This is a genomic window from Zwartia sp. (assembly GCF_049655405.1).
Taxonomy (GTDB): Bacteria; Pseudomonadota; Gammaproteobacteria; order Burkholderiales; family Burkholderiaceae_B; genus Zwartia.
Genome location: NZ_JBASJR010000003.1, coordinates 1 through 12047, shown reverse-complemented (window position 1 = coordinate 12047; position 12047 = coordinate 1). Strand labels below are relative to the sequence as shown.

Below are 12047 nucleotides of genomic sequence, written 5' to 3'. Positions count from 1 at the left end.
ACCGTACTTAATACGGTGAATCATTGACCTCAATACATCGGACTACGGATTTTGTAATACACCACCGCGATCCTCGTGGCCAAGCCACCCAAAATCACGCCCACCACCGCGAGCGTCAAATGAATCAACTCATATTTAGGCAAAAACGAATACCAGTTTAAAAATAGCGACAGAATCAGTCCCCAGATTAGGGCAACCTCTGCATAGAAAGACCCTTTTAGTCCTGGATTGTCAGCATCCGCACGAATCACGTCGCGCAATATTCCACCACCTGCACCGGTCAACGCAGCCAGCAACGGCCCCCACATCCACAACGGTTGAATCTTGGCTTCGACTGCGACAATCACGCCCACCACAGCAAAAGTCGATAAACCTAAGGCATCAAAAAACTCAATTGCAGCATGATTGGAGATGCGACCAATAAACATGTGCTCATGACCATGTGTCGTCTTTTTCTTGCGACGATACCAATCCTCCACATGGAACACGACATAGAAAAACATCACCGTCGCAAAAATAGTGGCTAAATACACGGGAGAACTTAGAACAGAAAGTTTCTCCCGATTGATCAAGATATCGCGCAACACGCCACCACCGATTGAGGGGAGCGCAGCCAGAACAAGTGCGCCGAACAGACTATATTTACCCTCTCGTGCGAGCAGTAAACCAGAGATTGCAAACGCGATCGTGCCAATCAGATCAATAATAAAAAACCAAGTTTGCCCTGCTGTTTGCCCAAGCAAAACTGGCAAAAGATAATCTCGCATCACCTTGTTGTATTCACCGCTATTTTGCATTTGCAGCAGCGTTTGATTAAAGCGCTCGACTAATTCAGGATTCGTTGTTTTTTTACTAAACAAAACATGAATGGAGTCTTCGAATACTGGGTTGGGCATTTCCACGACCTGCTTTTGCCAGCCATGACGCCAGCCCAAGGTTGCACCGACTAAATGATCAATCGGAAACGCGTCAATCTTGTGTTCCAACAAATTGGTGAAGTTGGCTCGATCGTCTTTTACCTTGATGATCCTATCTGCATATCGAGGGTCGTTGATATATTGCATCAACGGACCACCGTAAAAATAACCATCAATCACACCGAGCTTGTATGTGCCAGTCTCTAGAATCTTGACAAGATCCTCAGCAGTCTTGAACCTAAACTTTTTCTGCTCGTCCTTTCTGACATACAGCATGTCTTTTTCTGAACGATACGGGATCGAATAGTAGGCATACGCCTCGCGCTCTTTACTTCTGAAGGCACCACCCGCAATATCGCGTGTACCGTCCTTCACGTCCAGTTGATGTTGACGCCAACCCACAGGGTCAATCTGCAGTTCGATGCCCATTTTGCCAAAGACAGCCCTAAGCAACTGCACGTCCAAACCCGTCAAATGCTTAAGTTCATCTTTAACTATCTCATACTGATAGGGATCCCACTGGTACCAACCACTTCGCAAGACCTTGGACTCTTGCTGAGATACGGCTGGATATGCCAGCATCACCAACAATAAGCCCAACAGAAAACGCCAAAGTTGCTGCCAGAGCGCGGCGCTTCGCACGTTGTGATTCATGTCTTGTCCAAAAAGTTGAGCGTATTCATCTGATGCATCATATTTTTAGTCACGAGCATAGACCAAAAAGCGTACGATTAGGACGCTCACACGTACATTGGAACGAAACAACAATAATTGAGAGTGTCTGATTAGTTCAAATATCGAGCGATATAGAACGTTGCCGCCATCAGGCTCGGCAAAAGTGTGATCAACAAACCCGAGACCCATTTGACGATCAGCCAGGTTTGGCTCGTGAGCTCTTGGTGAAGCGTGCTTTCGACGCTTTGGATCGCACTACGCATGCGCCCCTCTAGATGTGCGAGATCTTCGCGCGTAGCGAGCGTGGGGATGATTGCTTCGATGCGTGCGATTCGTGTTTGCATAGTGCAAATTTTAACGAGCGCTTAGACATCGAAGCAATACGTAGAGGGCGAATATATTGTTACTAGATGTTATCTATCAAAATGCAACAACAACCCTTAGCAGCTTAAAGTTATCGTCCATCAAATGGATGTCTACCGGTGCTTTATTAAATACATCATTACTGATTTCTGTTGATAGCGTCTTGGCGATCTTAATGAAATCAGGATCTGAATCAATACCCTTCTTCACATTAAATTTGAACTCATAGGTGTTACCAGACTTATCAAGTTGGGTAGCCAGTTCACGACTTCCATCTGTGAATTCTTCCTCAATCAGAAATTCAAGTAATTTTTTCGCTTCTGCACGCGTAACGTTTGCGGTGTAATAAATATCGAGCTTGTTTTGCGAGACTTTTGGAAGGTTTTGTGCAAAGGATGTTTGCGCTGCAAAGAACATCAATAACGAACAAAAAACTGCTTTAACGATATTTGATAACTTCATTGGGTGAACTCCACGTTGAGTACTCATCAGGTTTTATCTTTAAAAAATATTCAAATCTAGCCATTTTCTCTAAGGGCACAAATTCCCAAAGCCTGTTTCATACGTAATGTTGTACTGTCGGAGCCGAGGGTGTTGATTTACCCATGGTGATGATTTTTAACTCATCAATACGTAATTTGTAAGACTGAGTCAAACAGGCGACATTTGCGCCACAGGTGTTTCTAGTTCTGATCCACGCTAGCTGTTCTTTTTGTAGTGCAGCAGGGTCTGACGACGTCGCGCGCGCCTTTCTGTAGGCTGCGCTTAACTGATCATCTAAGTCAGAAAGTGTGGCGTTAGCACAGATACTGCCTTCAACTGCTGTACTGGCTTTTGAACAATCAAAACTCGCCGCATAAGATAGCTTGAAAGTCGCCATGAGGCTCAGCAAAAGAACGATGCGGAATGCAGAAATATTTAACATTAATGGGCCTTTGACAGGGATGCACTTAAGCATGAGCCTCGGTTTTGAAGCTTTTGTCGCGCAAAAGGCGTTAACCGATGGGTTTAATTGTCAAATATATATTAATTTAAATATTGATTTTTATTAGTTGGTGCTTCCGTGGATGGATTAGCATCACTCACTTTGTTTTCAATATTGCCATGGCAAAACCCGCTCGTATACGTATTAAAGCTTGCGAACACTGCAAGGTAATCAACATGACGCTATTCCGAGTGGTCCATGATGAAAAGGGGCAATGGGTCTTGATATGCGATAACTGCCGAGTCAAAGTTCAAAACCAACCGTTTTATCGCTATGGTGGCACTTGGAAAGCAGACAAGCGTCACTGAGTAAAGCTTAAATCACGGCCTAACAATACTAAAGGATATTTATTTTGAAAATTCTTCATGGTGTAGTGAGTATTATTTTCTCTATTAGCGCTTTACTGATCTCCAACAGCGCGGTTGGCCAGTCACTGGAAAAATGTCTTAAAACTGGCAATGGAGACTCATCCGAGTGCAACAGCTATCGATCCAACGGAGGGATCAGTAAAGATAGTAAGTTTTATGGTCTGCAAGTCACAGAGATTAATTCTTACAGACTTGAACTCGTATTGGCGTCATCAAATAAGAAAGATGATGTGATAAAAGGTGTCAGAAAACTTTGCGGCAACATGGTGCTCAAGGAGACTCCTGGTTCCGAGCTTTGGTATCTTGAAAGTCCGAATACCCAAGAAAACCCTGCAAAAGCCTGTACACCCTCCTGCGGTGCGAGAAACATACCTAGCAATGGAACATATCAACTAAGAGTGTCACGTTGGTCGGGAGAATGTAAATAATAGATTGCATCAATCCGATGGATCAGAAATGTGAAACTTCAAAAGGCTTTCCAATTGAACATTAAACAGTCAATCTCTTTGATTCTCTTGACCCTATGCATTCCATTACAAGCTCAGGAAATACCAATAAAAATTCAAGAGTCCGTAGAGCTTTCAAAGACTGTCCCAATTGCTGATGTACATATGCACATCGTTGATCGTTCCGCGGCTTTTCATAAAGCGCAGATGGATAGAAACAATGTGAAGTGGGGTGGCGGTGTTGGACCAACAGGAAAAAATCCACCCAGTACAAAAGAAATCCAATCCGTGTTGGGCAACAGGTATTTTTTGGGCTTGGGTCAAACAGAATTTACTCAGGTATTTTTCGATGTTGGTGCTGAAGGACTAAAGAATAAAAACAATAGATCATTCTCAGACCTATTTAAAGTTGCAGATAGCCAGCTTGCATCAAAATATGCATACGGTTTTGGTGAAATTCATATAGATAATTCAAACTCCGCACCTTCATTCAGGTTTGCAAGAAAGATTACGTTAGACAATCCTGTTTTACGTACCATGTATGAAATTGCAAACAAACATTCAAGTTTTGTTCAACTACATATGGAAGCTGACGATGTAAACATTGTTGCTTTAAAGAGATATCTTGTAGAGTTTCCCAATGTCAGCACCATTATTTCTCATGGATTACCGTATGGGAAACAAACACTTATACGTGACCTGCTTGAAAAACACCCAAACATATATTTTGAACTTTCAAGAAAAGGCGCTGTTCTAAACAGCAAAGAAGCGGGACAGGCTTTTTCAACTCGCAATGGCGTAAAAATCATTTGGCTTAAAACTTTAGAGCTTTATCCGGACAGGTTCATGATTGGAAGTGATACACACGATCCAGACGAATCTAAATACGACGAGGTCATGCAAGAATTCAGAAATGGTCTTTTCCCATACCTCAAACCAGAAACGCTTAAAAAAGTGGCTTACCTCAATGCAGTGCGTGTTTTTAGATTGGTTGAGTCATCAAAACTGAACTCTAACCCCTAAATTAACAGCGCCAAGAGTCTGACCACTACGTGCTTATCCCGAGAGTCCAAGATACGCATAGGCGTTATTGGAAATCTGCGCAGTACCGTAAAGACCTGCCTGAACAAACGTAGCGCCTGCATTGGGGGTGGTGATGTTTGTGTTGATCCCTGCGATCGAAGCGTTCAGTGTTGGATTTAACACTCCAGGGGAGTCTGCACCGACACCCACATAAGCTCGATATGTGTATGGATTCGTCATGGGAAAGCTGGCTTTGGATCCTGCTGCAATGCCGATCACGCCCCGCACGCCATTGCCAGTAAAGTTATTGACACTCAGGGCTGACGCGGCACTCACCTCCTTCACACCAGATTGCATCACGACCTGCCAAGTCACTCGAGCATAGGGCGTAATTCGGAAATGATCAATATCCACGGGGCGACTGACGCCCAAGCTGATCATTGCGTCTTGACCAGAGATGCTTTTGTTATTGAATCCATTGCTCAACTCCGTGATATCTCCACGCGACAGATTGCTTGAGTTAAATCCAAAGCTTGCCATCGCATCCACGACATATTCTTTTACAGGAATTTTGCCGTAAGCAAAAAGTGAGCCTTGCTGAATCGTGCCTGAGCCGTAGGTTGGATTCAATGTAGTGCTGGATAACGCAAATCCACCACCCACATTTAAGCCGTTTGCTTTGATGAAGTCAGAACCAAACACCAGTTGATACAGATTGCTGTTCCAACCACCTGAGTAGCTGTCGCTTGCGCGATTGCCTTTCTGGTAAGCCAGCTCACCCCAAACATTGCCGTTGGAAAACGACTCACTTGCTGGATTGACGTTGGGGTTCGTGCTGACAGCAGAAGATGCTACACCACCATTCAATGCGGTATTGGTGGTATTCATCAGAGCAGTATTACCCGCAGGATTGGTCAATGAGTTTGGTAAGCCCAAGCCCATCGTGTCGCCCAGTCGAGTCAATACTGCTTGTTGAACACGTTGTGAGATTTGAGCGATGGTGGCCACCGCTGCGGCATACACTTCACCTGCCAAGCTCTGTGCGTACAACGCAATACCAGAGCCTGATGTCTGATTTGAAATGCTGTAGAGCAGCTTGTCTTGGATTGAAGTCGAAGTGCCTGATGTATTGGCTTGTGTGATCTGGTCTAACACCGAGCCTACGGACTGTGCGTTTCTGTTGCCTGAAGCAGATGAGATTGTTGTCTTGTATGAATATGGCACAACAGCCAAGTCCAAGCTATTGCTGCTATTCATATTGTAAAACGACACAAACTGTGTGCCTAATGCCAGACCATCGGGTTGTACAAGACTTGAGAAACGACCGCTGATGCCACCTGCCGCGGTGACAATACGGAACTGGTCTCCCAGTTTAGGTGTGTAGGAAATGCTTCCGTAGCCAGATTCATCAGTGCTAAATAGGTTCTGTAGCGTAGGCTTAAGGATCGAACCTGAGTTGATGATGAATTGGCCATTGATGATGTTCATAAACGAGTAGTAACCCGTCGCACCGATCGGGGTGAGTTGGCTGGCTTGCGTTGTTCCCGCAATGTCTTGCTGAAATGTTGAGCCGCTGTTCATTGTTACTGATGAGTTCATCGCCAGATAGCCTGGTGAGTTACCAGGTTTGAGCAAACCATAGACTTGAACTGGTCCATCAATCGTGCCTGAACCGCGCAGTTCGGCACCTGTTTCCACTGTTACTGAACCCGAACCCAGCGAGCCGTTCTGTAACTCTAGCGCACCTTCTGAAACGGTTGTTCCACCAGTGTAGGAACTTGTGCCAACTAAAACCGTTTTGCCTGTGCCATTAAAAGTCAAAGCACCTGGGCCAGTAAATCCGCCAGACAAAGTAGATTTACTTTTAGCAGCAGAAGTCACCCATCCGTTATTGTTGGTTACGCTGAAGCGTTGAGATGATGATTCACCTGAGCCAAGCAATAATGTGCCACCGTCTAATACGGGATTAGCTGTTGAACCAACAGCGGATAATTGAACTGATTGATTAGACGTTATGTTGGTGACAGCAGAGCTACTGCTGCTACCGCTAGAGCTGTTGCTACTGCCGCTATTACTACAACTACTGGCACAAGTAACGATAAGGTTCCAGTTAGTGCCTATCCTAGTAAGGGACCAATTGTAAGTTCCATAAGTGCCAGAGGTTGCGCCTGAAATGTTGAGTTCGTTGAGCCCAGTAAAAACGTTTGTATATGTGCCTGACGCTAACGTGGAGGCTGGGACACCCGTTACACCACCGGAGTAAATACCAAAAGTGATTGACCCGGAAGGACTGGTCGCTTCAAGTTGGCCGTATTTTGCGGCTGAAGTGACGATGAGATTGTAGTTGGTCGGAAGTGGTCCCCAGTGCTTTAGTGCGGTTGTGCTTGGTGTCGTACTATCCCCACCTTGACCATTATTGAGATTTGAAACAGATCCCTTATCGAGATAACTGTAAATTCCATAGCCTGTACCTCCTGAGCTTAATGCACCGGTATTCGTTAAATTTGTGACGTTGCCCATTAACGAACTGTCGCCGTTCTTTATTGCGGAGCCAGTTCCGCCAGAAACGTTACCTCCTTTGATTGAACCTGTATTTATTAGGTTTATTATGCTACCTCGGTTTGAAAATGCATCGGTATTGCTTACGATGGATCCACTGTTGTTAAAAGTTGTGATGGTGGAGTTAGAGATCCAAATGCTGACGTTAGAAGTAGTTATGACACCAGTGCTGGAGTTTGTGAAGTTGCTGATCCCAGGAGATGAATTTCTTAACCCGATATACCCGGTGATTGTTCCATCGTTCACTACTGTAGAACCCGTGCCGCCCGCCGAAATGGCAATACCGGAGGGTGATAGAGTTGCTCCGCTAGAAATAGTGACTGCACAGTTGGCAGTTGATGCAACTGAAACAGTAGATGATTGCGTTCCACTCAGGATCTGTACAGGACAGGGATCATCTGCATGAGCGCAGTTAATCAAGGCAAATACACTCAATACTACAAATAGAAAATCAAGCCTTTTTCCTGAAAGACTTTTCTGCAACATTTTCCGTACACCTTGCTTTTTAAATGGTTACAAATATACCAATTGGCATATGTGAATCCAAGCATTTTATGTAGGATAAAAATCCTAATAACAAACGAAGCGGTTCAATAACCAGCCTCTACAATTCCTAAATTCTTTCCATTAGAAACGGCTTAATTTGTCTTGCTACTTTTGACCTGCACCCTGTTAGTCATTTTCTACCAAGCATAATCTCAAGTTGATTTATCTTGTGGGCAAGCACTGTACTACTAGTAGTCTAAACAGCACGTTTTCGTAATTTATGTGGTTGATGGCACTTGTTACTGACTCTTTCTAACAAATAAGTGCAATTAATGAGTAATTCGAAACAGTCATAAGTGCACCCAAAACTTGACCGCTTCCTTGGCCTATCCCCCCTTGGCTCAGGATTTATTACTTAATCCATACCGCAACATCAAAGGGCTCATCCCCCGTTAATGGGGTAGAGCCTGGGGTAGAGCCCGCAGATCGCGTTACTGATTTGATTTAATTAAGGATTTTGGTGGGCGGTACAAGTTTCGAACTTGTGACCCCTGCCGTGTGAAGGCAGTGCTCTACCACTGAGCTAACCGCCCAATCTGAAACAAACGCAAATGGTTTGCTTGATTGGAATGAACATGAAGTTCAAGGGCGTGATTATACACAGACTGGGCGACCTATTCTTATCCCATTGATTTTACTGAGAAATAGCTTGGGAGAACACTCAGAGATTGCTCATACGACCGCACAAAATCATTCTGACGAATACTGACAATTGTTTTACTTCTATGGAAATTCAGAATTCGATCTTTTACTCTCGTCTAGTCAATCAGTGAATCCAGCACAGGTCTTTTAATCTTTCACAGTGCAATCAATAAAAGATCCCATCCTGATTGTGACAATATTTTGTCATCATCCTCTCTTGCTTCAACTTTATGAATAAAACAATCAGCACAACACTCTTATTGCTCGCTTTAGTATTTGCCAGGCCAGCTTTGTCTCAGTCCGTACCAAGTCTGAGTAAAAACTGGAAAGGTGTTTCAACGGGTACCTCCGTTGGCGTCACCATAGGTCACAATCCCAATAACCCGTCCTCGCCTGACAAAGGAAAGCAAGGCGATGAATTTAACGTGTTTACTGTTCCAGGATCTCTCGAAATCATAGAACAAAAGGGCCGCCATCTTGACCTAATGTATCGCTCGGCTTATGGTCAGACGAGATATATAGGAACCATCAGTGCCGATGGAAAACTCATCCAACTCGCGAGTTTTCATAGTTCAGCAATCTTCAATATTGAAGGCGATCGTATGTTCGGCTGTGGTGAAAGTCGCGGCTCAAACGGATCCTTTGAACATTGGGCTGGGAATTATTCAGCTTGGTGCTCAGAGTTCGTCGCAGAGCAATAAGTCGCCTTTTAGAGATAAGATGGTGTGAATGAATTTCTCGCGCCTGGGTTTTTTTGACTCGACGTGAACACCTCTCAGGAGCGGCAATATGTGCATAGCCTGTATCAATAAAAATTTAACTACGGCCATGCGGCCTGAGCAAAGCTTAGCGCGCCGCCGTTTATTAAAAACGGTCGGTCTAGTCTCGGCATCGGCATTGATGGGTTTGGGAAGCCAATCATATGCGAAAGGTGCACCGCCAAAACCAGATAATGTGCTGACACCTGATCAGGCGCTCGAGCGGATGATGGCAGGTAACGCACGCTACGCCAACGCGGACTCTCTCAGCATCGATGTCAAAGGAACGAGAGGTGCTCTCAGTCGCGGACAAAATCCCTACGCTTGTGTTTTAAGTTGTGCGGACTCTCGAGTGAGTCCAGAACTTTGCTTTGATGAGGCCCGTGGAGATTTGTTTGTCGCAAGAGTCGCAGGAAATTTTGTGAATACGGATATCCTTGCGAGTCTCGAATATGCCGTTGCAGTGTTGAAGTCACCACTCATCTTGGTTCTTGGCCATACAAGTTGTGGTGCCATTGACGCCGCTATTAAGGCCTACACTCAAAACGCCACGTATCCAGGACATATCCAATCACTAACCACTGCATTGGCACCAGCAGTTCGCGAAGCATCCAAGACAGTCAACGCTGAAGGCCTAGTGAGTGCGACCACAGCCGCGAATGTACAAATCAATGTGGAGAAACTTAAAGAATCCAATCCGATTCTTAGCGAACGCGTATCAAAAGGCCAATTAAAAATCGTAGGGGGCATCTACGATCTATCAACGGGCAGAGTTAAGTTTCTATAGAGTTTGATCCTGCCCGTTGAATGCCTAAAGTCTACTCGCGATTAAAACTGCACCTTCAAGCCTACGTTCACTGTACCCATGGTCTGACCGCTGCGCGCCTCACCCGAAATGCCGGCATACACAAACGTATTCTCAGAGATCTTGGTTGTGCCATATAGACCTGCCTGGACAAACGTCGAACCAGCGTTCGGGGTTGAGATGTTTGTTCCAATCCCTGCGAGTGATGCATTAAGCGTTGGGTTCAAGAGCCCTGAAGAGTCCGCACCGATACCCAAGTAGGCACGATAGGTGCTTTTAGCCTTCATCGGATTGTTGGCCTTGGAGCCGGCCGCGATACCAATCACCCCGCGCACACCGTTACCGGTATAACCATTGACGGATAGTGCCGAGGCCACATCACCCTCCTTGACGCCAGACTGCGTCACCATCTGCCACGTGATTCGAGCAAAGGGCGTAACACGGACACTCTCCATGTCGATCGGACGACTCAGACCCAAACTGACCATCACATCGTTGCCAGATACTGCGTTATTTCTAAATCCCGACCTCAGGCCTGTGACGTCGCCCCGCTTGATGTCGCTTGAACTCAAACCCACGCTCGCCATGGCATCGACCACAAAGCGCTCAGCTGACATCTTGCCATAGGCGAACAACGAACCCTGCTGGATGGTGGACGAGCCATAGACAGGATTGATGGTCGAACTCGAGAGCGCAAAACCAGCACCCAGTGTGGTGCCATTAGAAGAATAGAGGTCTGAACCAAACGTCAGCTGATACAAGTTGCTACTCCAGCCACCGGACTGGCTGTCGCTTGAACGATTGCCGCGCTGGTAGGCAAGATCACCCCAGACGTTGCCTTTGGAGAAGGATTTTGCTTCGGCCTTCTGGTGAACGTTCGGGTTGGAACTCACTGCAGCAGTCGGAGCACCTCCCGCCTGAGTACTCATATTAGGATTGTCCATCTGTCCGGTCATGCCTAGACTTGCCGTCTCACTCAGTCGAGTCAGGACTGCTTGTTGCGTGCGCTGCGTGGCTTGCGCGATGACCGCGATGGTCGCTGCATACACCTCTCCCGCCAGGCTCTGCGCAAAGTTCGTGATGCCCTGAGCGGTGGTCTGCCCAGAGATGGCGTAAAGCAACTGATCCTGAGCTGCAGTCGCAGTCCCTGCTGAGCTAGCCTGCGTGATTTGTGTAAACGCGCCACCCACGGACTGCGCGTTGGCGTTACCTGAGGCGGTGGAGATCGTGGTTTGATAAGAGGTCGGGATCACTGCCAGATCAATACTATTGCTCGCCGCCATGTTGTAGAACGCAAGGAGTTGCGTGCCTGCAGTCAGCTCAACAGGTTGAGTCACCGTAGAGAACTTGCCTGCAATTCCACCCGCAGCAGTCACGATACGCAGACGATCACCCAAGCCAGGCACATAGATCGCACTACCGTAACTAGGTTGATCGACGCTAAAGAGATTGGACAAGCGCGGCGTTAGGGTAGCGCCCGGCTGAATCACAAACTGTCCATTGGTGACATTGAGAAATGAGTAATACTCTGTGGTACCCACAGGCGAGGTGCTACTGGCTTGGGCCGTGCCAGCGATGTCTTGCACATAACTTGAGCCCGCATTCATCGTGACTGTGGAAGTCGTCGACAAATAGCCTGGTGAATTACCTGGCTTGAGCGTACCTGAGACATTGACGCTGCCGGTGATGGTGCCACGACCCAAGAGGGTGGCGCCCGAAGCAACTGTCACTGTTCCCGTTCCAGTGGGCGATGAGCCTGCGACAGATAACGTACCTGAGGACACTGTTGTGCCGCCTGAGTAGGTGTTCGCGCCCAACATGACCAGTGTGCCAGCGCCTGTAAAGGTCAGACCACCTGAGCCGGAAAACACGCCAGATAAAGTCGCAGCTCCAGTTGCTGGAGCCATAATCGTGCTCGACACTGGAACAGAGAAGGCCAAACTTGATGCCTCTCCATTTA

Annotated in this window: 11 protein-coding genes and 1 tRNA gene; 5 read left to right on the top strand and 7 right to left on the bottom strand. The window is 46.5% G+C overall.

Features of this window, described 5'->3' with window-relative positions:
• Nucleotides 1–29: 29 nt before the first annotated feature.
• The 4 genes from WBJ47_RS01375 to WBJ47_RS01360 form a co-directional block, all read right to left on the bottom strand.
• The gene (locus tag WBJ47_RS01375) at nucleotides 30–1571 is read right to left on the bottom strand and encodes a TRIC cation channel family protein (protein WP_422244848.1); all 1542 of its coding nucleotides are present in this window, start codon (nucleotides 1569–1571) and stop codon (nucleotides 30–32) included.
• Between the two features lie 131 nt (nucleotides 1572–1702).
• Nucleotides 1703–1936 carry a hypothetical protein gene (locus WBJ47_RS01370; protein WP_422244846.1) on the bottom strand — a complete coding sequence of 78 codons (234 nt, stop codon included), beginning with the start codon at nucleotides 1934–1936 and terminating at the stop codon, nucleotides 1703–1705.
• A gap of 76 nt (nucleotides 1937–2012) precedes the next feature.
• Entirely contained in the window at nucleotides 2013–2444 is a 432-nt protein-coding gene (locus tag WBJ47_RS01365) for a hypothetical protein (RefSeq protein ID WP_422244844.1), read from the bottom strand.
• A gap of 70 nt (nucleotides 2445–2514) precedes the next feature.
• Nucleotides 2515–2880, bottom strand: coding sequence for a lysozyme inhibitor LprI family protein (locus WBJ47_RS01360; protein WP_422244842.1), 366 nt, complete (start codon nucleotides 2878–2880; stop codon nucleotides 2515–2517).
• A 412-nt stretch (nucleotides 2881–3292) separates the two neighbouring features.
• Here WBJ47_RS01360 and WBJ47_RS01355 point away from each other — a divergent pair, with 412 nt between their 5' ends.
• Together WBJ47_RS01355 and WBJ47_RS01350 are read left to right on the top strand one after the other, a co-directional pair.
• On the top strand, nucleotides 3293–3736 hold the full coding sequence (locus WBJ47_RS01355) for a hypothetical protein (protein WP_422244841.1): 444 nt from the start codon (nucleotides 3293–3295) through the stop codon (nucleotides 3734–3736).
• Nucleotides 3737–3766: 30 nt separating this feature from the next.
• Entirely contained in the window at nucleotides 3767–4777 is a 1011-nt protein-coding gene (locus tag WBJ47_RS01350) for an amidohydrolase family protein (protein WP_422244839.1), read from the top strand.
• A 33-nt stretch (nucleotides 4778–4810) separates the two neighbouring features.
• Here WBJ47_RS01350 and WBJ47_RS01345 read toward each other — a convergent pair whose 3' ends face one another.
• A complete protein-coding gene (locus tag WBJ47_RS01345) occupies nucleotides 4811–7297 on the bottom strand; it encodes an autotransporter outer membrane beta-barrel domain-containing protein (protein WP_422244838.1) in 2487 nt (828 codons plus the stop codon).
• Here WBJ47_RS01345 and WBJ47_RS01340 point away from each other — a divergent pair.
• Nucleotides 7284–7742, top strand: coding sequence for a hypothetical protein (locus WBJ47_RS01340; RefSeq protein ID WP_422244836.1), 459 nt, complete (start codon nucleotides 7284–7286; stop codon nucleotides 7740–7742). The genes WBJ47_RS01345 and WBJ47_RS01340 overlap by 14 nt on opposite strands.
• 598 nt (nucleotides 7743–8340) lie before the next feature.
• On the opposite strand, the gene WBJ47_RS01335 is transcribed toward WBJ47_RS01340, so the two are convergent.
• Nucleotides 8341–8415: transfer RNA gene (locus WBJ47_RS01335), tRNA-Val, on the bottom strand.
• Nucleotides 8416–8754: 339 nt separating this feature from the next.
• Here WBJ47_RS01335 and WBJ47_RS01330 point away from each other — a divergent pair.
• Entirely contained in the window at nucleotides 8755–9225 is a 471-nt protein-coding gene (locus WBJ47_RS01330) for a hypothetical protein (protein WP_422244835.1), read from the top strand.
• Nucleotides 9226–9313: 88 nt separating this feature from the next.
• Nucleotides 9314–10069 carry a carbonic anhydrase gene (locus WBJ47_RS01325; protein ID WP_422244834.1) on the top strand — a complete coding sequence of 252 codons (756 nt, stop codon included), beginning with the start codon at nucleotides 9314–9316 and terminating at the stop codon, nucleotides 10067–10069.
• 41 nt (nucleotides 10070–10110) lie between these two features.
• Here the strand turns inward: WBJ47_RS01325 and WBJ47_RS01320 are convergent.
• On the bottom strand, nucleotides 10111–12047 hold a 1937-nt coding region (locus tag WBJ47_RS01320; RefSeq protein WP_422244832.1), incomplete at its 5' end, for an autotransporter domain-containing protein.